Genomic DNA, 19,278 nt, shown 5'->3' with positions numbered 1-19,278 from the left:
ATGAACCGTCGCTTTTCGATTATCGGCGCAGGCATGGGGCAGCCCCAGAGCCTGACAGGGCAGGCGCGCACCGCGCTAGAGAATGCGGAAATCGCCCTGTCAACCGAGCGGTTGGCGCAGAATCTATCGGCGATTCGCCCGGTTGAAGCCTGTGCAATGAGGGAGATGGCAGCACGTGCGATCTCGTCGAACGCGGCTCATGCGGCCATTCTTGTTTCCGGTGATACGGGATTCTTCAGTGCCGCACGCACGCTGTGCGATGCGCTGGCGCCGTTCGGTGCGGTGGAAATGTACTGTGGGCAAAGCAGCATGCAGTATCTTTGCGCGCGGCTCGGAACGAGCTATGACGATGTGTATTTTCTCAGCCTGCACGGCAGACAGGGCAGTATTTTAGGCCCTGTTAGTTTTCATAAAAAGGTCTTCGCGCTGACGGGGGGCGCGTGGTCGGCTTCGGGTCTATGTGCAGAGCTTGCGCGGGCGGGACTCGGCGATGCACGCGCGGTGATTGGAGAGAATCTGGGCACGGGGGATGAACGCATTCTGAGCGGCACTACCGCAGAGCTGGCACAGGTATCTTGCGGCAGTCTGGCGGTGCTGTTGGTGGAAAATGAGCATGCTTCCGAACCGTATCAGCCGGTGTTTGACCGGGATATGACGCGCGGCGATGTCCCCATGACCAAGCAGGAGGTGCGATGGGTCGCGGCGAGCATGCTCAGCGTGAAACCGCGTGATATCGTGTACGATATCGGCGCAGGCACGGGATCAGTTTCGATGGAACTGGCGCGCCGCGCACCGGAGGGGATGGTCTACGCGATTGAACGCAAGCCCGAAGGCTTGGCACTAATTGAGCAGAACCGAGTAGCGCTTGGCTGTTATAATGTGATTCCGGTTGCCGGACTCGCGCCGGATGCGCTCGAAGCACTGCCAACGCCGGATGCGGTGTTCATTGGGGGAAGCGGCGGCGAATTGCCGGAAATCCTGAGCATGCTCAGGGCGCGAAACCCGCATGTGCGCGTTGTGGTCAGCGCAATCGCGGTAGAGACACTGGCGCTTGCACAGCAGACGATGAAGGAGCAGGGATTTGAGGATCTGGAAATCGTGCAGCTCAGTGCAGCACGCGGACGCAAGGTCGGCGGTTATACGCTGATGACGGCAAACAACCCTGTGTTTTTGCTTGCGGGAGGCGGAAATGATGAAGCATGATGCGCCGCGCCTGCTCATCGGCGGTACGGGCAGTGGCTGTGGTAAGACGACGGTGTCAAGCGCGATTTTGCGCGCGCTGCAGCGCCGCGGACAAGCACTGTCTGCCTTCAAATGCGGCCCGGATTATATTGATCCCATGTTTCATACCGCAGTGCTCGGTGTGCCGAGCCGAAACCTGGACCTGTTTTTTGTAAGCGAAACGCAGGTAAGGGTCGACTTGGCCGCACACATTCCGCAAAATGGCATTGGCGTAATTGAGGGCGTGATGGGGTTTTATGACGGCGTTTCGGGCAACACCGATGCCGCGTCGGCGGCGCATCTTGCTCGTGCAACGGAGACGCCTGCCGTTCTGGTCGTCCGTCCAAAGGGCCAGTCGCTGTCTCTGGCCGCGCTGCTCAGCGGGTTTCGAAATTTTGCACCGAATACGCTGTCCGGCGTGATTTTAAACGATATATCCGCGGCGATGTATCCATTTTACCGGGAAATTGCTGAACGCTCGGGTCTTAAAGTGTATGGGTATCTGCCGCCGGTACCGGCAGCGGAGATACCTGATCGGCATTTGGGGCTTGTAACAGCGGCTGAAATCGGTGATTTGCAGCGCAAACTGGATTTGCTGGCCGATGCGGCAGAACAGGGAATTGATTTGGACGGTCTGCTTGCACTGGCGACCCGTGCGCCCTCTCTTGATGCAGAACCAAAGGCGTCCTTCGTTGCTTGCAATCGACCGGTGCGCATTGCGATAGCCAGAGATAAGGCGTTTTGCTTCTACTATGAAGACAACTTTGATGTTTTGCGTGAATTGGGCGCAGAGCTTGTGTGGTTTTCTCCGCTTTCGGACGGCAGCCTGCCCGAAAATATCGATGGTTTGTATCTTGGTGGCGGCTATCCGGAGCTTTATGCCGCGCAGCTGAGTGAAAACCATGCGCTGCGGGAGCAGATTGCACGCGAAATCCGCTCCGGTCTGCCGACAATCGTCGAGTGTGGCGGCTTCATGTATCTGCACGAGTACATTGAGCTGCAAGATGGTGCACGCCATCCGATGGTCGGCGTGATTCCGGGCACGGCTCGTTTGACCGCGCGCCTGCAAAAGTTCGGTTACGTGACGCTCACAGCGGGGCACGATAACCTGTTGTGCCGCGCAGGGGAGTCTGCACACGCCCATGTATTTCATTATGCCGCGTCGAGTGACGAGGGCGCTGACTTTACTGCACAAAAGCCTAACGGCCGCAGCTGGCCGTGTGTTCACGCATCGGAAACGCTGTATGCGGGTTATCCTCATCTGTATTTTCGATCCAATCCCTCACTTGCGGCAAATTTCGTTCGCAAATGTACATCACGAGGTGAATGACATGAATCTTGAACAAACAATTCAGTCCATCAAACCGCTGTGCGCAGAAAGCATGGACGGCGCACGCCGACGTTTTACCAATATTGCGATTCCGCTGGGCAGTCTGGGACTGCTCGAGGATGCCATTATTCAGCTGGCAGGCATCCGTAAAACGGTAAAGCCGACCATTGGCAGGCGTGCGGTCGTTGTGTTTTGTGCGGACAATGGTGTGGTCGCCCAAGGTGTGACCCAGTGCGGGCAGGAGGTCACCGCAATTGTGACCGAAAACATGAACCGGGGAGAAAGTACGGTATGCCTGATGGCAAAGCATTTGGGCATCGAGGTTGTTCCGGTCGATATCGGCGTGGCACGTGATGTGGCAGGTGATAAAATTGTTCATCGCAAGATTGCGTACGGCACCAAGGATATTACGGCAGCGCCTGCCATGACACGCGAAGAAGCGGTGCGTGCAATTGAAATCGGCATTGAGATGGCGGAAACCTGCGCGAAAAACGGGATGGAGCTGCTGTGCGTGGGCGAAATGGGCATTGGCAATACAACGACGAGTGCGGCAGTTACGGCAGCGCTGCTCGGTCTGCCGGTGGAGACGGTGACAGGACGCGGTGCCGGATTATCAAGCGAGGGGTTAGCTCGAAAAATCACTGCGATTTCGGCGGCGCTGACGCTGCATAAGCCAGATGGCAGCGACCCCGTTGATGTGCTGTCCAAGGTTGGCGGATTTGACATTGCAGGCATGGTGGGGCTGTATCTGGGCGGTGCGGCCTGCGGTCTGCCGGTTATGATTGACGGCGTAATTGCCTGTGCGGCAGCGCTGCTTGCGGTACGGCTGTGCCCGGGTGCGCGCGACTATATGCTTGCGTCACACTGCTCTGAGGAGCCGGCAGGCAAGCTGCTGCTCGAAGCGCTTGAAGCAAAGCCGTTCATCACAGCTGGCATGCGGCTGGGTGAAGGCACGGGCGCGGCGGCGGCAGTGTCCTTATTGGATTTGGCGCTTGCAGCCTATCTGGGCATGGTCAGCTTTGATGATGCGGGTATTGAAGCTTATCAGCCGCTGACCTGAGGAGAACAATATGCTAATTATGGTGACGGGCGGCGCGGCGTCCGGTAAATCTGCGCATGCGGAAAGGATTTTGTGCGAACACGCGCAGAGGGCATCCCGCTTGTATATTGCAACGATGCAGCCGTTTGAAAAGGCTGCGGCCAAGCGCATTGAGCGGCATCGGGAATTGCGTGCGGGAAAAGGCTTTGAGACCGCGGAGCGTTATACAGATTTGGCCGGACTGCATCTCTCCCAACGGTATGAGGGTGCGCTGTTGGAAGATCTGTCCAACCTGCTTGCCAACGAACATTTTTCACCGGAGGGGGCGGGTACAAATGCAGCGGTGCAGGCCGTTGTGGATGGGGTTGCGGCGCTTGCGGAGCAGGTTGATACCCTGGTGGTTGTCGCCAATGAAATCTTCTCCGATGGTGTTGCCTATGCACCGGAAACAACGTGCTTCGTCAGGCAGCTTGCTGCGGTAAATAAGGCCGTGGCAGAGCGTGCGGATGTGGTACTGGAATCGGTTTGCGGCATTTTGCTGACAGTCAGAGAGGAGCAGGCATGAAAGATATCTGGAGCGGCTTATGCGTCGCGTTTTCTCTGTATTCGGCCATTCCCATGCCGCAGGTAAACTGGGAAAAGCGCACAATGCGTTGGGCCTTATCCTTCTTACCGCTCATTGGTCTCATCATTGGCGGAGTAGAACTGCTTTGGTTTTGGTTTTGCAAGCGATTCGGTGCGGCGAGTTTACTGTACAGCATCGGCGCGGTGCTCATTCCGGTTGCCGTTTCGGGCGGTATCCATCTGGACGGACTGACAGATACCTGTGATGCGCTGTGCTCACATGCCGACCGCGATAAAAAGCTGGAGATTTTAAAAGACCCTCATGTGGGCGCATTCGGAGTAATGTGGCAAACGGTTTTTTTGCTGCTCGAAGGAGCATTGTTTGCACAGCTTTATGAAACAGCGGCAATGCTGCCGCTGGCGTTGTTGGGATTTGCACTGGCCCGCGCGTTGGGCGGCCGCAAAATTGTGACGCTGCCATGCGCGAAAGATTCAGGGCTTGCCTATTTGTTCGCAGAGGGCAGCGATAAAAAAACAGTTGCGATTACAATGCTGATGGAGGCAATCGTCCTTGCGGCGGGAATCGCATTCCTGCTGCTTCGACAGCTTTGGACGGTGCTGATTGCACTTTGCCTGATTGGCATTTGGCATCAGCTGCACGCGCGGCTGTGCAGACGTGTTTTTGGCGGCATCACAGGCGATTTGGCCGGTTTCTTCATCTCAACGGTTGAACTGCTTGCCCTTGCCGCCGCCGCATTTGGGGGATTGGTGATATGACAGTTTTGATAATAGGCGGTGCGCATCAGGGAAAGCGTGCCTTGGCACAGCGGGTATTTGGCCTGTCGCGCAGCGATATTGCTGACGGACAGATATGCACACCGGAAACAATTGGGCAGACGCGTGCGGTAGACAAGCTGCATTGTCTGACCCGCCGCTATCCGGAGACGGATTTTCGAGCATTGCTGCGCGGAAAAATCATCTTGTGCGATGAAATTGGCTGCGGTGTCGTGCCGGCAGACTGTGCCGACGATGCTTGGCGTGAGACAACCGGCCGTCTGCTGTGCGATATAGCAGCCGAAGCCGACGCGGTGGTGCGGGTACTTGCCGGCGTACCGCAGGTCATCAAAGGGGAGCTGCCGTGGAACTGACATTTGCTGTGCTGATTGGCTTTTTGCTCGATTGGGTGTTCGGTGATCCGTCCTGGCTTTGGCATCCGATTTGCGCAATTGGTAAGCTGATTTCACGCACCGAGAAAATCCTGCGGTGCATTCTGCCTAAAACAAAGGGTGGTGAACGGTTCGGCGGTATTTTACTTTGGGTGATTGTATGCGGCATCAGTTTCGGCATCCCACTGATGCTCTTGCTGCTGCTGAGACGGGTCAACTTCTGGCTTTCGTTTGCAGCCGAAACCATCATGTGCTATCAAATTCTGGCGAGAAAATGCTTGGCAGACGCGGGAACACAGGTGCAGCAGGCACTGAGTAAGTCGCTTGACGAAGGGCGTAAGGCGGTTGGCATGTATGTCGGCCGCGATACATCGGAATTGGATGAAACAGGGGTCATCAAGGCAACGGTCGAAACGATTGCAGAGAATGCATCGGATGGGGTCATTGCACCCATGTGCTTTCTGCTGATTGGCGGTGCACCGCTGGGATTTTTGTATAAGGCGGTCAATACACTCGATTCGATGGTTGGTTACCACAATGAGAAATACGAGTATTTTGGGCGTTTCTCCGCAAAAATGGACGATGCGTTCAATTTTATTCCGGCGCGTCTGTCTGCTGTCTGCATGATTGCGGGCGCGGGACTGTTGAGATATGATAGCGCAAATGCACTGCGCGTATTCCGACGCGACCGAAACAGGCACAAAAGTCCGAACGCCGGACAGACGGAGTCTGTCTGTGCAGGTGCGCTGCATGTACAGCTTGCGGGAGATGCCACTTATTTCGGGAAACGCGTGCAAAAGGCAACGCTGGGTGACCCGGATCGACCGATTGTACGTGCGGATATCGGCCGCTCCGCTGATTTAATGACTGCGGCGGCAGTGTTGGCACTGCTGCTACTGTCTGCTGCGCGACTGTTGGTGGCTTGGCCGCTGCAATTCTAACAGAAAGGGGAACGACCGCAATGCAATACAGCCATGGCGGCGATATATACAGTTATGCCGAACAATTTGGGCGTGAAGCGCTCGATTTTTCGGCAAACATCAATCCGTTGGGACTTCCCGCCCCGGTGAGGGACGCGATGCACGATGCGGTCGAATCCTGTGTGCGCTATCCCGATCCGTTTTGCCGTGCGCTGCGAAACGCCTTGGCAGCGCACTGGAAGCTGCCGGCGGAACACTTTTTCTGTGCCAATGGCGCAGCGGAGGTCTTCTTTCGATTGGCCGATGTACTGCACCCCCAAAACGCGCTACTGCTTGCACCAACATTTGGCGAGTATGAAGCGGCGCTCTCTCGCACGGGTTGTCAGCTTCGGTTTCACACGCTGCGTGCAGACGAAGGCTTTGCCGTGACCGAACGGATTTTAGACGAGATAAGCGACGACACTGCAAGCGTCTGGCTATGCAGTCCAAACAACCCGACGGGGCGGACCATTGAGCCCACACTGCTCTCAGACATTTTAAAGCGCTGTCAGGAGATTGGCGCGTGGCTGATTGTGGATGAGTGTTTCGGTGATTTCCTAACCGATGCACCGTTGCACACGATGCGCCCTATGCTGCACGAGAATGATCGGCTGATTATCGTGCGCGCATTTACAAAAATGTACGCCATTCCCGGTGTGCGGCTCGGATGGTGCATGTGCGCGGATGCAAAACTGACAGATGCGCTGCATGCAGCCGGGCAGCCATGGAATGTTTCGTCTATCGCGCAGGCAGCGGGTGTTGCCGCTCTGGGTATGCATGGATTTGAGGAGCAGGTGGCGCAATTTGTAGCCATGCGGCGCAGTAAATTGGCTGCAGAACTGACTCAACTGGGTCTGCGGGTCATTCCGAGCGAGGTAAACTACCTGCTGTTTGAAACCGAGTATGTGGATTTCGGTAAGGCGTTGCTGCCGCGCGGCATTATGATTCGGGACTGCGCCAATTATCGTGGTCTAAAACAAGGGTATTTCCGCGTAGCGATTCGCGGAGAACAAGAAAACAAGCTGCTCACGGCGGCAATGCGGGAGGTATTGAACTGATGGCAAAGGCAATTATGGTGCAGGGAACGGCGTCCAACGCGGGAAAAAGTCTGATTGCGGCCGCGCTTTGCCGAATATTCAAGCAGGATGGCTACCGTGTTGCACCGTTTAAATCACAGAACATGGCGCTCAATTCCTTTATCACGGCGGACGGATTGGAGATGGGGCGTGCACAGGTGGTGCAGGCCGAGGCGGCAGGCATCCCACCCGACGTGCGCATGAATCCCATTCTGCTCAAGCCGACGAGCGATGTGGGCTCACAGGTCATACTAAATGGCATTGCCACAGGAAACCGCACCGCGCGGGAGTACTGGGGCGATAAAAAAGCACTGATTCCGGTCGTGCAGCAGGCTTATGAGAGCCTTGCCGCCGAATATGATATTATTGTGATTGAGGGTGCAGGAAGTCCGGCTGAAATCAACCTGAAAGCAGATGACATCGTCAATATGGGCATGGCGAAGCTGGCCGATGCGCCGGTGCTGCTCGTGGGCGATATTGATCGCGGCGGCGTGTTTGCAAGCCTCTACGGTACAGTTAAGCTGATGGAGCCGGATGAGCAGGAACGAATCCGCGCACTGGTCATCAATAAATTCCGTGGTGATGCAGAAATCCTCCGACCCGGCCTGAATATGCTCGAGGAATTGACCGGAAAGCCGGTGGCAGGGGTCGTGCCCTACGCAAAGCTGGATATCGATGATGAGGACAGCCTGTCCGAACGACTCGAACACACCGGAGGCCCGGCACTGCTTGATTTTGCAGTCGTTCGATTGCCGCGGCTGTCCAATTTTACCGATTTTGCGGCGCTGTCGCGGATTCCGGGCGTTGGCGTTCGTTACGTTGAAAACCCCAAACAGCTGGAGGGGGCAGACCTCATTTTGCTGCCCGGCACGAAAAATACGATGGGCGACCTGAAATGGCTGCGTGAAAGCGGTATGGAAGCGCAGATTCTAAAACTGCACGCAGCGGGTACGGTGGTGTTTGGCGTCTGCGGCGGGTATCAGATGATGGGACAGCGCATTTCCGATCCCGAGAACAGTGAGGGCGGCGGCGAGATGCGCGGCATGGGGCTGCTGCCGACAGAAACTGTCTTCCGCGCGGACAAGACAACTGTGCAGGCCCGCGGGTGTATCGGCAAAATAGAGGGCGTTCTTTCCGCTTTGAGCGGAACGGAAACGACGGGTTATGAGATACATATGGGCGATACCAAGCTGCTTTCGGGGGCAAAGCCGCTGCAGCTGCTTTGGCGCGGTGACAAACAGGTGGAGGATGGCTGTCAGGCGGGAAACGCATACGGCACTTATCTGCACGGCGTGTTTGATGATGCTGCGGTTGCGTCTCACTTAATTGAGGCACTGGCCGCACACAAGGGCGTGACATTGGATGCGGAAGCCTGTGATGCGGCAAGCTACAAAGAGAAGCAATATGATAAATTGGCCGATATCGTGCGCAAGGCACTCGATATGGAGCTGGTGTACCGAATTCTGGAGGGCAGAGCATGAACGATATTGGTCTGGTTCATTTATACTGCGGCGATGGCAAGGGAAAAACAACAGCCGCCATGGGTCTTGCGCTGCGATGTGTGGGGCATAGGAAAGCGGTTGTGATTGCGCAGTTTTTAAAAGACGGCTTGTCAGGCGAATGCCGGGCGTTTGCCAAACTGGACAAGGTGACGATGCTTGCGGCCAATCCCTACGGCAAGTTTTCGCACGCCCTCAATGAAGAGGAGCGGACACATACGGCCGAAGCCGTCAGCCGAACCTTTCGTGCAGCGACTGAGTTTGCTGGGCGCACAAAGGCGCGTATGTTGGTCCTGGATGAAGTCTGTGCAGCGATTACAGGCGGATTTTTGGACGAGGATGAGGTGCTGCGCTTTCTCGCAGAGAAGCCTGCAGAGCTTGAGGTGGTTTTAACCGGACGAGATCCATCGAAACGCCTGCAAGACGCAGCAGACTATATTTCGGAGATGAAAAAGCACCGTCATCCCTTTGACAAAGGAATCACGGCGCGGGAGGATATTGAAGTATGAGCGAAATTATGAAGCCGGCGGAAATTGAAAAGCGGAGTTTTGGCATCATCACGGAGGAACTGGGCGAGCGGGTGTTTGCACCGGGCATTGCCGAGGTAGTCAAGCGTGTCATCCATACCAGTGCGGATTTTGATTACGCGGAAACACTTTGCTTTTCGGATGGGGTAATCGAACAGGCGAAGACAGCCATTGCGGCGGGCGCAACGATTGTGACCGATACCAACATGGCGCTTGCGGGAATCAGTAAAGCGACACTTGCAAAATTCGGCGGTCGAGCCGTATGCTTTATGGCAGACGAAGCAGTTGCACAGGAGTCCAAGTCGCGCGGCGTAACGCGTGCTGTGGTTTCGATGGAACAGGCGGCAAGACTGGAAGGTCCGCTGATTTTTGCGATTGGAAATGCGCCCACGGCGCTGATTCGTCTGCATGAAATGATTGGGGCAGGGGAGCTTGCACCGGCGTTGGTCATTGGTGTGCCGGTTGGCTTTGTCAATGTGGTTGAATCCAAGGAACTGTTCCTTCACGGAAAAACACCTTACATCATCGCACGCGGACGCAAGGGCGGATCTAATGTGGCAGCGGCTATCGTCAATGCACTGCTCTACCAAATGATCGAGCGGGAGGGCTTTTAAATGGGCAAAAAAGCACTGGCAATTATCAGCTTCGGGACAACCTATCCGCAGGCGCGCGAAGCGATTGTTTGCATTGAAAACCGTTTGCGTCAGGCGTTCCCGGAGTATGATTTCTATCGCGCATTCACCTCGGGGATGGTCATTCGCAAGATTGAAAGAGAAGAAAACATCAAAATTCCGAATCCTGCGGAGCTGATGGAGCAGTTGGCTGCGGAAGGCTATGAGGAAGTGCTTTGTCAAAGTCTGCATGTCATTCCGGGCGTGGAATATGAGAAAATGCTAGGTCAGCTCGCGTCGTATCGGGATCGCTTTGCATGCTTGCGCATTGGCAGGCCGATGCTGTTTGAAGCCTCGGATTATGAGGCGATTTGTAAAAGTCTACTTGACCAAATCGGTGTACTTGATGAGGATGCAGCGTATGTGTACATGGGGCACGGCACAACACATTTTGCCAATGCAGCCTATAGTCAGGTTGAAAATATGTTCCGGTCGCTGGGCGCAGAGCATGTCTATGTTGGCACAGTCGAAGGCTTTCCGGATTTGGCCTATGTGGAAAGCCGTCTATTAAAGCGAGGAATCAAACGAGTCACGCTCGCGCCGTTTATGATCGTGGCGGGGGATCATGCACAAAACGACCTCGCGGGGGATGAGGATAGTTGGAAAACTGCGCTCAAGTCGGCAGGGTATGCCGTGCAGACAGAGCTTTGCGGTTTAGGAGAGTTGGACGCAGTGGGCGAACTGTTTGTTGCACATTGTGCCCAAGCGGAGAAAATAGAATAAACTGAAAAAAGGAGGATCGAAAGATCCTCCTTTTTTAAACATTTAAGCAAAGTAAACTTGCCGTAAAATCAGCCACGTGTAAGAAGCTGTTCTCATTTCAAGGTTACTGTTTTTTCTTTTGCTGCTCTAAATTGCGGCGGGATATTTTCATTCGTCAAAGTATCGTGGATGGCACAAGTGCCTGCCTCTTTTGCTTTTTCATAGTACCAGCACTTGTAGTCCAAAACAGCCAGCGTATCCTGCATCTGCGAGATTTGCGCCTGCACGATTCGACGCTGTTCCTCCATCAAAGTCAACCGCTGCTCAATGGTGCTGTCACCTTCCATACACCAGTCAATGAAGATTTTGATTTCCTTGATGGGCAGTCCGGTTTTTTTCAAACATTCAATGGTGGTTAACCACATGAAATCTTTTTCGTTGAACATACGGATACCGCCGCTGGAGCGTTCCACAAAGGGCAGCAGCCCTTCTTTATCATAGTAGCGCAAGGTAGACGGCGCAACCTTCAGCTTTTCGGCCATTTCACCTATCGTGTAAAACATGGTTTCCTCCGTAAAAAAAATTCTGTTTTGGTATTGACTTAAACCTAACTTCAAGTTGTATAGTCTAATAGAGCTTACAAGCAAAGCGTAACATCTGTAAACAATAATGTCAATACGGAGGAAACAAAAATGAATTTTAACGTGTATATTCCGACCCGCGTTCTCTTTGGTGCCGGACGGCTGAATGATCTGCACACACAGACCATGCCGGGGAAAAAGGCAATGATCGTGATTTCCAATGGCAAATCTACCCGTAAGAGCGGTGCACTTGCCCGAACGGAGGAGCAGCTGCGCATGCCGGGTGTGGAAACAGTGCTGTTTGACAAGGTTGGTGCCAACCCCCTCAAGTCTGTGGTCGAGGAAGGCGCGGCATTTGCCCGTACCAATGGCTGTGACTTTGTTGTTGCACTGGGCGGCGGCAGCGTAATGGACGCCGCCAAAATCATGGCGATGTATGCTCCTCAACCCGGTGAACTGTGGGACTACGTGGCGGGAGCGACCGGGAAAAATCTGCCGCTCGTCCATGCGCCGCTTCCGGTTGTTGCAATCACCACAACGGCGGGAACCGGCTCTGAGGTTGACCAGTGGGCGTTGTCACAAATCCCGAAACCAACGAGAAAATCGGCTGCGGCGGCATGGACAGTCTGTTCCCGGTGCTGGCCGTAGTGGATGCCGAGCTGATGACCACCGTGCCGCCTGAATTCACTGCCTATCAGGGATTTGACACGCTGTTCCACGCGGTGGAAGGTTACATTTCCGCTTTTGCGAATCCTATGAGTGATATGGTGCAAGCGGCGTCCATCACACGGGTTGGTAAGTATTTGGCCCGCGCTGTGCAAAACGGTGGTGATTTGGAAGCAAGAGAAAACATGGCCTTTGCAAACACGCTGTCTGGCTGGTCGATGGTGACAGGCTCCTGCACCAGTGAACATTCTATGGAACACGCCATGAGTGCCTATCATCCTGAGTTGCCCCATGGCGCCGGGCTGATTTTGATTTCCAAGGCATACTTTACCCATTTTATCGGCAAACACGTCTGTGACGAGCGGTTCGTGGAGATGGCGAAAATGCTTGGCATGGCTGAAGCGAAAGAACCGATGGATTTTATCGCGGCGCTGGATTGCTTGCAGAAAGCCTGTGGCGTGGACGGCCTGAAAATGAGCGACTATGGAATCGAAGTGAACGAAGCCATGGCCTTGGCAAAAAATGCTCGTGCCACCATGGGCGGCCTGTTTGCCTGTGACCGTGTGCCGCTGGCCGATGAGGAGTGCGCTGCAATCTATGAAAAATCGTATCACTGATCAATTCTATTGGGACTGAATAAGGAGAGCAACATGAAAACACTGGTGCTGTATTATTCCTACGGCGGCAACACCCGCCGTATTGCAGAACAGATTCAGCAGGCACTCAACTGTGATATTGCCGAAATAGCAACCGTGACGCCCTATACCGGCAGCTACGATGATGTAGTGAATCAGGGACAGCGGGAGGCTGATTCCGGCTTTGAACCGCCTGTCCGGCCGCTTGATAAAAATCCGGGTGAATACGATACCGTCATTTTGGGTACGCCGGTTTGGTGGCACACCTTTGCGCCGGCTGTCAAAACCGTGCTTTCTGCCTGCGATTGGAGTGGTAAAACGATATATCCCTTTGCGACCAACGGCGGGTGGATTGGACACACCTTCAAGGATATTGAAAGAACCTGCGCTGGTGCAGCTGTGAAGAACGGTTTGAACATCCGCTTCGATGAAGATAGCTTGCAGACGTCAACAGCGCACATTGACCGGTGGATTGCGCAGATAAAGGAGGGATGAATGTTGGAAGACCTTATATCTTCTGTCACATGATGACCTCGCTGGATGGAAAGATTATGGGAAAGTATATGGATGCGCCGGAGAGCGGCGCGGCGAGCAATGCTTTTTATCAGATTGCTTTCGGAAAACAACCCAAGTATCACCATCAGGGATGGCTGTCGGGCAGAGTGACAACAGATGATAACTTTACGCTGTACCGCAAGCCTGCGCTTGAAGAAAATGCGGCGCCGGTACCGGAGGGAGATTTTGTAGCCCGAAATGCGGCGATGTACTATGTTTCCATTGACCCATCCGGCAGACTGGGCTGGGAGGACAGTACGCTGACGTATGGACGATTTCAAAGACCCCTCTGTCCTGCTGGTGGGAACACGGCTCCTGCATCACATGAGCCGTGTTTTTGCAGACAACGCTCTGCCGCTGAAACCGCCCGGTCAGCGAACCGACCGCAAGCTCCTCCGCAAGCTTCGTGAGAAAAAGCAGGCGCAGGGCCATGCGAGGGATGACCATGAGCAGACCATGTCATTATAACGATTGGAGGATAACCGTGAAGAAACAGAAAAAGAAAATCAAGCAGCCACCCATCAAGGAAAAATTGCTTCAAGGCCATTGCCGTCCTGTAAAAAGGGCGGCTTTTTTTCATAGAATCGGCACTCGCCATAGATAGGAGATGCGCCCATGGGTGTATATGTGCATTTTACGGATGACCAGAAATACCGTGCCAACAATGTGGACCTTGTGGACTTTCTCCAGCGGCGGGGTGAGAAGCTGATCTCCAGCGGCCGTGATAAGCGGCTGGAGGCCGACCATAGCATCACCGTCCGTGGTAACGAGTGGTACGATCACTCCGCAGAGAGCGGCGGGTATGCCATTGACTTCGTGCGGCAGTTCTATGGGCTGTCTTTCCCTGAAGCGGTGACTATGCTGCTGGGCGGTGAGCAGGGCGAAGTCTACAGGCCCGCCTCGCAAAAGAAACAGGAGCCGAAACAGCCCTTTGCCCTGCCGAATCCCCACAGTGATATGCGCCGTGTCTATGCCTACCTTACTAAAACCCGGCTCATCGACCGTGATGTGGTCAGTTACTTTGCCAGAGCAAAGCTCCTGTATGAGAGCTGCGAAAAATCCAAGGATGGCATGAAAGAATACCATAATGCGGTCTTTGTGGGATACGATGAAAACGGAGTTCCCCGCCATGCCCATAAACGAGGGCTCTACACCGAGGGAACCGGCTTCAAGGGAAATGTGGATAGCTGCGATCCGGCATACAGCTTCCACCATATCGGCACAGGCAACCGCCTCTTCGTGTTTGAGGCTCCCATCGACTTGCTATCTTACATCACCCTGCATCCCAAGGGCTGGCAGAACCACAGCTATGTGGCACTCTGCGGTGTTTCTGAATACGCCATGCTGAAGATGCTGGAGCTGCATCCGAACCTAAACCATGTAGTCCTATGTCTGGATCATGACGAGGCGGGGATCGAAGCCTCGGAGAAATATCACGATCTGCTCTTAGAAAAGGGGGGCTCATGTTATAGGGATTTGCCCATACACAAGGACTGGAACGAGGATACCTTAATTGTGATTGAACACAACTTGGAGATGATTTGTCATGGGGATTGGTTAATTGATTTAGGTCCCGGAGCTGGTGAGCAAGGCGGAAAAATTATTTTTGAAGGCACCCCGCAAGAATTACTTAACTGCAAACAGTCCGTTACGGGTATCTACCTAAAACGGTATTTAGGTGATCAAAGATAAATATTGGGGTAGCAGACGAACAATTATGAACCGTTGTTGTGGCGATTACTGCAAGTACAGCTCCAAACGACAAGGCTTTTGACGAATGGATATCTACCGATAATGTTTGTCTTTGCCAACGAAAACGGTAAGGTAGTGACTGGTTGGCTTACAAAGGACGATGCCACATACTATTTCACCTCAGACGGTGTTCTGGTATCAGGCAAGTGGCTCCAGATTGTTGGCAAGTGGTATTACTTCTACTCCGCAGGCACCAGAAAAACAAAATAGTGGCTACAAAATAAATACGGCCAAGGGCAAACCCGGCAAAAGCCGGGGACGCAAAGCTGAGGATCTAAGGCGCTTATGCGCTATGATAGTCTGGCTGCCAAAACCGCAAAGGGTCTGCCCTCTCCCAAGAGGGCAGGCCCTTGCCATCTTTTATGGCTTTTTGGGGTATCAGGATACCGGCTTTCGCTATGCGCCGTGGTGAAGGGGGGTATCCGTATGGGCATTATCTGCATTCCCTTTTATAGGAGGTGGAACTAAAGACGGCGCAATCTGTACATATCACCTTTTACTCGGACAATTTCATAATTCTATTCTAAAAAAGTCAGTATTTTGCCAAGGGCAACGTACTGACTTTTTTCTTTCGACAAGAAAACTGATACAACGACTGAATTTTCCAAAAGGAGGGAATTTAGGAGTTGTTTTATATATAAGCGTGTCGAACCCACGCTGCCGTTCTCCTCCGTTTCTGACATTTTGACTCACCATCAAAATCTCAGAAAATGGAGGACAAGCCATATGGCAGAAAAGAAGGAATATCGAATCAAGGTGCAGGGGCAGCTCGTCCCTGTCACCGAGGAAATCTATCTAACCTATTACCGCATGAAGCGCCGTGAACTACATCTGGAGGAAAAAGACACAGCACATGGTGTGTTTTATTATAGTGCCTTGGATACGGAGGAAACCAACGGTGAGGATGCAATCCCTGATTTGCTTTCGCCCCGTGTGGAGGATATGGTAGTGGACAAACTCATGTCACAGCGGCTCCGTCAATGCATAGCACAACTTTCCAAAGATGAACAGAATCTGATTTTTGCCCTGTATTATCAAGGAAAAACGCAGATGGAGCTGGAGAGAGAAACCGGAATCAAGCAGCAGACCATCAGCTATCGGGACCGTCAGATTCGGCTGAAGCTAAAAAAAATGATGGAAAAGTAAAAATATTTTTTGTAGACCCCCTCACGAAACCGGATTAGTAGTGAGGGGGTTTTTCTCATTCCCCCAATCGTACTTTGAAAATTTCATATCCGATGACCTGAATACATTAGCTGATGGACCCTGAAAGGGAAAAGCGACCCCGGAGGATGCGCCAAGACCACCTGTAGGCAGGCAGCAAGAAAAGTGAAATCACTTATTTTTTTATTCGCTCGTTTCTTTCTGCTCCTATCAAAGACGGCCAAATAAGGTGCAGAGCGGTACCCATCCGACCGGAAAACAGGCTGTGGCAGCCTGTCTCGCAATGACTCCGTCAGCCTATATTGATACTTCTGTCCAGTCACAGCCCCCCTGACCGGGGAATCACGCAATGAGGGCAGCCGGCAGAGATCCTGGCGGGGGTGAGATTCCCATGATGCGGTGAAGCCAGCCGCAGTTCAGGCCGTCGCCTTTATTGTGCAAAGCACCATATGCTCTGTACAGAGTGCTTGGGGAGTAGTGTCGAATTAAGCACCGTTATTATAGAAAAAAGACTTAATGTCAGAAGCGATGGGGACCGTTCTGCCCGTGGAAGCAATCACAGCAGTGCGGTCCCTATATTTGTGCCATTAAGAAAAAACAAAGGAAGTCAAAACCAAGGAGGTGCAAAATTTGAACACGATAAAACAAGGCATCAGCCGCGGCGATATTTTCTATGCCGACTTAAGCCCCGTTGTGGGCTGTGAACAAGGGGGCGTCCGTCCCGTACTTATCCTGCAAAACGACATCGGAAACCGCCACAGCCCCACCACCATCGTCTGTGCCATCACCGGCAAGCCGAAAAAGCCTCTACCCACCCATGCGGTCATTGCCGGAGTGGGAAGGTTGTCCAGGGAGTCATTTGCACTTCTGGAGCAGATACGCACCATCGACCGGATACGGCTCCGGGAAAGGGTTGGCAGGTTGGGGCAACAGGAGATGGAAGAAATCAATCAGGCCCTAACAATCAGCGTCGGACTTGATCCGGCGTTTTTTTAACGAAGGGGGAGTTTTTATGAGTAACAAAACAACCATGTTTGAAAAATACCCCGATGTAGTCGAGGTAAATCAATTGCGGGAAATGCTTGGCGGCATTAGTCGAAAACTGGCTTATAAATTGCTTTCGGAAAAAGAGATACATAGCGTTCGCATTGGACGAACCTATAAAATTCCTAAGGCATGCGTTATCGAATATTTATTGAGTGAAGAAATGTGCCATATCAAGATTGGTTGATATGGCTTTTTGCTTATTATTGGCCCAAAACCGTAGAAAAATCCGTTGGATTGTTTCCGCGTAAATCAATAGCTATCCTATGCTTTCTATGGTATTGTGATGTTGTCAATGGTAGGCAAAAACGCTGTTATTTCAAAGGAGGATAACAATGATAACAGGCTGCCTACAAGAAAAAAATAATACTTATTACGCCGTTTTATACATTAAGGTGGACGGCAAAAGAAAAAGCAAATGGATTCCGACCGGATTGCCGGTAGCGGGAACCAGCGACAGGAAAGCGAAGAAAGCCTTTGACCAGATCCGGTTGGAATACGAACAGGAGCAGGAAGAAAAGGGGCGTCGGGAAGCCGAGGAACGTGCCAGAGAACTAATCGAGGGCAAACGGAATCCCCAAGCAGAGGTACTGTTTACTGACTACCTTCAAAAATGGCTGATACAAGCAAAACCCACGATAGCTAAAACAACATTTAAAGGCTATCAAACCATGCTGGATGGGCGCATCAGCCGATACTTTACCGAACTGGACATCACCTTAGCGGAGGTTACTCCACAGCATATTCAGGACTTCCATCAATCAATTTTTGATGAGGGCCACACACCGAATACGGTTATCCATTATCACGCAGTCCTCCGCAGAGCACTACAGAATGCGGTGAAAAAGGAGATCATCGACAGTAACCCTGCTGACCGGGTAGACAGACCAAAAAAGAATATATATCAGGCTCAGTTTTATTCCGCAGAGGAAATGATGGCACTGTTTGATGCGATATCAGATGATCCCTTGGAGATTTGTGTGAAGCTGGCAGCTTACTATGGCTTACGCCGAAGCGAAGTTCTCGGATTAAAGTGGGACGCGATCAACCTTGAACAAAAAACCATCTCCATCAAGCACAAGGTGATTGAGGACACGGTAGATGGCAAAACCATAACGGTCGGGGAAGATGTACTGAAAACCAAATCCAGCTTCCGCACCCTTCCGTTGCTGACATCGGTGGAAAAGCTACTGCTTGCAGAAAAGGAAAAGCAGGAAATGTACCGAAAGCTATTCAAACGCTCTTACTGCCGGGATTATCTCGACTACATCTGCCTCGACCAAACAGGGAAGCTCATGCGCCCTAATTATGTAACGGATCACTTTAGCTGGGTGCTTGAAAAAACCGACCTCAAAAAAATCCGTTTCCACGATTTAAGACATTCCTGCGCCAGCTTACTGCTTGCAAATGGGATATCAATGAAACAAATCCAGATATGGCTGGGGCATAGCACCTTTTCGACCACAGCAGACATTTATTCTCATCTGGACTTCCACGCACAGATCGAATCTGGATTGGTTATGGATGGGATGTTTGAAAGAAACCGAGTGGCAGAACCTACTGGACTTGCAGCAATCAACTAATTTTCTACGGACTGCCTTATGGGAATACGGAAAAGCCTTATAGGGCAAGGGCTCAGGCATATCCGTTTTCTACACAAACAAAAAAAACGCCCTCAAAAGAGAGCGTAGAAAAGGCAAAAAAATGGAGGGCCTGTTGCGGACATTGACCGCAAACAGGCCCCTGGCGGAGGCGGTGAGATTCGAACTCACGTGCCCGTGAGGACAACCTGATTTCGAGTCAGGCTCGTTATGACCACTTCGATACGCCTCCATATTTTATTTTAACACACAAAGCCTTTCGTAGAAGTCAAGGCAAAGTGTAGAAAAACCGTAGAAATCGGTAAAAAGCTAATTTTTCAAAATCCCGCAAACCCACGGAAACTCAAGGGTTTCCGACATTATCAAGGCAACTGACCGAGTGGATTTCGAGTGCGGCTCGTTATGACCACTTCGATACTTCTCCATTGGTCATATTTGCGCCTGTTTTACAAGTGCCTATATAATATAACATAAAAGCACAAAGAGTACAAGCGGTTTTTCTGAAAAAAACGAAGAATTTTCTAAA

General features: G+C 52.5%; 20 protein-coding genes, 1 tRNA gene, 2 pseudogenes and 1 riboswitch. Of the genes and pseudogenes, 21 read left to right on the top strand and 2 right to left on the bottom strand.

What is annotated here, in order from left to right; translation table 11 throughout:
- From cbiE to QOX26_RS08730, 12 genes are read left to right on the top strand one after another with little or no spacing between them, the layout of a single operon-like run.
- Complete coding sequence (gene cbiE / locus QOX26_RS08785; RefSeq protein ID WP_283674596.1) at nucleotides 1–1,203, top strand: precorrin-6y C5,15-methyltransferase (decarboxylating) subunit CbiE; 1,203 nt, start codon at nucleotides 1–3, stop codon at nucleotides 1,201–1,203.
- Nucleotides 1,190–2,551 carry a cobyrinate a,c-diamide synthase gene (locus QOX26_RS08780; RefSeq protein WP_283674595.1) on the top strand — a complete coding sequence of 454 codons (1,362 nt, stop codon included), beginning with the start codon at nucleotides 1,190–1,192 and terminating at the stop codon, nucleotides 2,549–2,551. Before cbiE ends, QOX26_RS08780 begins: the two co-directional genes overlap by 14 nt.
- Nucleotide 2,552: 1 nt before the next feature.
- Complete coding sequence (cobT, locus tag QOX26_RS08775) at nucleotides 2,553–3,611, top strand: nicotinate-nucleotide--dimethylbenzimidazole phosphoribosyltransferase (protein WP_283674594.1); 1,059 nt, start codon at nucleotides 2,553–2,555, stop codon at nucleotides 3,609–3,611.
- Nucleotides 3,612–3,621: 10 nt separating this feature from the next.
- Complete coding sequence (locus tag QOX26_RS08770; RefSeq protein WP_283674593.1) at nucleotides 3,622–4,155, top strand: bifunctional adenosylcobinamide kinase/adenosylcobinamide-phosphate guanylyltransferase; 534 nt, start codon at nucleotides 3,622–3,624, stop codon at nucleotides 4,153–4,155.
- Nucleotides 4,152–4,931: an adenosylcobinamide-GDP ribazoletransferase gene (locus tag QOX26_RS08765; protein WP_283674592.1), complete on the top strand. Its 780-nt coding sequence runs from the start codon at nucleotides 4,152–4,154 to the stop codon at nucleotides 4,929–4,931. The genes QOX26_RS08770 and QOX26_RS08765 overlap by 4 nt, the downstream gene beginning before the upstream one ends.
- Nucleotides 4,928–5,302 carry a bifunctional adenosylcobinamide kinase/adenosylcobinamide-phosphate guanylyltransferase gene (locus QOX26_RS08760; protein ID WP_283674591.1) on the top strand — a complete coding sequence of 125 codons (375 nt, stop codon included), beginning with the start codon at nucleotides 4,928–4,930 and terminating at the stop codon, nucleotides 5,300–5,302. The genes QOX26_RS08765 and QOX26_RS08760 overlap by 4 nt, the downstream gene beginning before the upstream one ends.
- The gene (gene cbiB / locus QOX26_RS08755) at nucleotides 5,293–6,261 is read left to right on the top strand and encodes an adenosylcobinamide-phosphate synthase CbiB (RefSeq protein ID WP_283674590.1); all 969 of its coding nucleotides are present in this window, start codon (nucleotides 5,293–5,295) and stop codon (nucleotides 6,259–6,261) included. Before QOX26_RS08760 ends, cbiB begins: the two co-directional genes overlap by 10 nt.
- A gap of 20 nt (nucleotides 6,262–6,281) precedes the next feature.
- Nucleotides 6,282–7,337 carry a threonine-phosphate decarboxylase CobD gene (gene cobD / locus QOX26_RS08750; protein WP_283674589.1) on the top strand — a complete coding sequence of 352 codons (1,056 nt, stop codon included), beginning with the start codon at nucleotides 6,282–6,284 and terminating at the stop codon, nucleotides 7,335–7,337.
- Nucleotides 7,337–8,836, top strand: a complete 1,500-nt coding sequence (locus tag QOX26_RS08745; RefSeq protein WP_283674588.1) for a cobyric acid synthase — start codon at nucleotides 7,337–7,339, stop codon at nucleotides 8,834–8,836. Before cobD ends, QOX26_RS08745 begins: the two co-directional genes overlap by 1 nt.
- Nucleotides 8,833–9,363, top strand: coding sequence for a cob(I)yrinic acid a,c-diamide adenosyltransferase (locus QOX26_RS08740; protein WP_283674587.1), 531 nt, complete (start codon nucleotides 8,833–8,835; stop codon nucleotides 9,361–9,363). Before QOX26_RS08745 ends, QOX26_RS08740 begins: the two co-directional genes overlap by 4 nt.
- On the top strand, nucleotides 9,360–9,995 hold the full coding sequence (locus QOX26_RS08735; protein WP_283674586.1) for a precorrin-8X methylmutase: 636 nt from the start codon (nucleotides 9,360–9,362) through the stop codon (nucleotides 9,993–9,995). Before QOX26_RS08740 ends, QOX26_RS08735 begins: the two co-directional genes overlap by 4 nt.
- The gene (locus QOX26_RS08730) at nucleotides 9,996–10,775 is read left to right on the top strand and encodes a sirohydrochlorin cobaltochelatase (RefSeq protein ID WP_283674585.1); all 780 of its coding nucleotides are present in this window, start codon (nucleotides 9,996–9,998) and stop codon (nucleotides 10,773–10,775) included.
- A 92-nt stretch (nucleotides 10,776–10,867) separates the two neighbouring features.
- Here QOX26_RS08730 and QOX26_RS08725 read toward each other — a convergent pair whose 3' ends face one another.
- Complete coding sequence (locus QOX26_RS08725) at nucleotides 10,868–11,317, bottom strand: MerR family transcriptional regulator (RefSeq protein ID WP_283674584.1); 450 nt, start codon at nucleotides 11,315–11,317, stop codon at nucleotides 10,868–10,870.
- Nucleotides 11,318–11,446: 129 nt separating this feature from the next.
- Between QOX26_RS08725 and QOX26_RS08720 the strand changes: the two are divergent.
- From QOX26_RS08720 to QOX26_RS08680, 9 genes and pseudogenes are all read left to right on the top strand, one after another.
- Nucleotides 11,447–12,618 (top strand): annotated as a pseudogene (locus QOX26_RS08720) (iron-containing alcohol dehydrogenase).
- Between the two features lie 33 nt (nucleotides 12,619–12,651).
- On the top strand, nucleotides 12,652–13,131 hold the full coding sequence (locus tag QOX26_RS08715) for a flavodoxin (RefSeq protein WP_283674583.1): 480 nt from the start codon (nucleotides 12,652–12,654) through the stop codon (nucleotides 13,129–13,131).
- Nucleotides 13,132–13,458: 327 nt separating this feature from the next.
- Nucleotides 13,459–13,659: a hypothetical protein gene (locus QOX26_RS08710; protein ID WP_442870220.1), complete on the top strand. Its 201-nt coding sequence runs from the start codon at nucleotides 13,459–13,461 to the stop codon at nucleotides 13,657–13,659.
- A gap of 147 nt (nucleotides 13,660–13,806) precedes the next feature.
- A pseudogene (locus QOX26_RS08705) lies at nucleotides 13,807–14,733 on the top strand (DUF3991 and toprim domain-containing protein); the annotation flags it as partial.
- Nucleotides 14,734–14,985: 252 nt separating this feature from the next.
- A complete protein-coding gene (locus QOX26_RS08700) occupies nucleotides 14,986–15,153 on the top strand; it encodes a hypothetical protein (RefSeq protein ID WP_283674649.1) in 168 nt (55 codons plus the stop codon).
- Between the two features lie 15 nt (nucleotides 15,154–15,168).
- Nucleotides 15,169–15,255, top strand: a riboswitch (cyclic di-GMP riboswitch).
- A gap of 414 nt (nucleotides 15,256–15,669) precedes the next feature.
- The gene (locus QOX26_RS08695; protein WP_283674581.1) at nucleotides 15,670–16,089 is read left to right on the top strand and encodes a sigma-70 family RNA polymerase sigma factor; all 420 of its coding nucleotides are present in this window, start codon (nucleotides 15,670–15,672) and stop codon (nucleotides 16,087–16,089) included.
- 648 nt (nucleotides 16,090–16,737) lie between these two features.
- Nucleotides 16,738–17,103, top strand: coding sequence for a type II toxin-antitoxin system PemK/MazF family toxin (locus QOX26_RS08690; RefSeq protein WP_283674580.1), 366 nt, complete (start codon nucleotides 16,738–16,740; stop codon nucleotides 17,101–17,103).
- 16 nt (nucleotides 17,104–17,119) lie between these two features.
- Nucleotides 17,120–17,338: a helix-turn-helix domain-containing protein gene (locus tag QOX26_RS08685; RefSeq protein ID WP_283674579.1), complete on the top strand. Its 219-nt coding sequence runs from the start codon at nucleotides 17,120–17,122 to the stop codon at nucleotides 17,336–17,338.
- Between the two features lie 148 nt (nucleotides 17,339–17,486).
- Nucleotides 17,487–18,734, top strand: coding sequence for a tyrosine-type recombinase/integrase (locus QOX26_RS08680; RefSeq protein WP_283674578.1), 1,248 nt, complete (start codon nucleotides 17,487–17,489; stop codon nucleotides 18,732–18,734).
- A 161-nt stretch (nucleotides 18,735–18,895) separates the two neighbouring features.
- Here QOX26_RS08680 and QOX26_RS08675 read toward each other — a convergent pair.
- Nucleotides 18,896–18,984, bottom strand: a tRNA-Ser gene (locus tag QOX26_RS08675).
- Between the last annotated feature and the right edge of the window lie 294 nt (nucleotides 18,985–19,278).

Origin of the sequence: Butyricicoccus sp. Marseille-Q5471, from assembly GCF_951230135.1 — a bacterium.
Taxonomy (GTDB): domain Bacteria; phylum Bacillota; class Clostridia; order Oscillospirales; family Butyricicoccaceae; genus Agathobaculum.
The sequence above is the reverse complement of the archived record's forward strand: the minus strand, read 5'-3'. Positions and strand labels throughout refer to the sequence as shown.

Bases quoted from the DNA above. Each gene is read 5' to 3' on its own strand.
- cbiE (WP_283674596.1), top strand. From the start codon at position 1: ATGAACCGTCGCTTTTCGATTATCGGCGCAGGCATGGGGCAGCCCCAG.
- QOX26_RS08780 (WP_283674595.1), top strand. From the start codon at position 1,190: ATGATGAAGCATGATGCGCCGCGCCTGCTCATCGGCGGTACGGGCAGT.
- cobT (WP_283674594.1), top strand. From the start codon at position 2,553: ATGAATCTTGAACAAACAATTCAGTCCATCAAACCGCTGTGCGCAGAA.
- QOX26_RS08770 (WP_283674593.1), top strand. From the start codon at position 3,622: ATGCTAATTATGGTGACGGGCGGCGCGGCGTCCGGTAAATCTGCGCAT.
- QOX26_RS08765 (WP_283674592.1), top strand. From the start codon at position 4,152: ATGAAAGATATCTGGAGCGGCTTATGCGTCGCGTTTTCTCTGTATTCG.
- QOX26_RS08760 (WP_283674591.1), top strand. From the start codon at position 4,928: ATGACAGTTTTGATAATAGGCGGTGCGCATCAGGGAAAGCGTGCCTTG.
- cobD (WP_283674589.1), top strand. From the start codon at position 6,282: ATGCAATACAGCCATGGCGGCGATATATACAGTTATGCCGAACAATTT.
- QOX26_RS08745 (WP_283674588.1), top strand. From the start codon at position 7,337: ATGGCAAAGGCAATTATGGTGCAGGGAACGGCGTCCAACGCGGGAAAA.
- QOX26_RS08740 (WP_283674587.1), top strand. From the start codon at position 8,833: ATGAACGATATTGGTCTGGTTCATTTATACTGCGGCGATGGCAAGGGA.
- QOX26_RS08735 (WP_283674586.1), top strand. From the start codon at position 9,360: ATGAGCGAAATTATGAAGCCGGCGGAAATTGAAAAGCGGAGTTTTGGC.
- QOX26_RS08730 (WP_283674585.1), top strand. From the start codon at position 9,996: ATGGGCAAAAAAGCACTGGCAATTATCAGCTTCGGGACAACCTATCCG.
- QOX26_RS08725 (WP_283674584.1), bottom strand. From the start codon at position 11,317: ATGTTTTACACGATAGGTGAAATGGCCGAAAAGCTGAAGGTTGCGCCG.
- QOX26_RS08715 (WP_283674583.1), top strand. From the start codon at position 12,652: ATGAAAACACTGGTGCTGTATTATTCCTACGGCGGCAACACCCGCCGT.
- QOX26_RS08710 (WP_442870220.1), top strand. From the start codon at position 13,459: ATGGACGATTTCAAAGACCCCTCTGTCCTGCTGGTGGGAACACGGCTC.
- QOX26_RS08700 (WP_283674649.1), top strand. From the start codon at position 14,986: ATGTTTGTCTTTGCCAACGAAAACGGTAAGGTAGTGACTGGTTGGCTT.
- QOX26_RS08695 (WP_283674581.1), top strand. From the start codon at position 15,670: ATGGCAGAAAAGAAGGAATATCGAATCAAGGTGCAGGGGCAGCTCGTC.
- QOX26_RS08685 (WP_283674579.1), top strand. From the start codon at position 17,120: ATGAGTAACAAAACAACCATGTTTGAAAAATACCCCGATGTAGTCGAG.
- QOX26_RS08680 (WP_283674578.1), top strand. From the start codon at position 17,487: ATGATAACAGGCTGCCTACAAGAAAAAAATAATACTTATTACGCCGTT.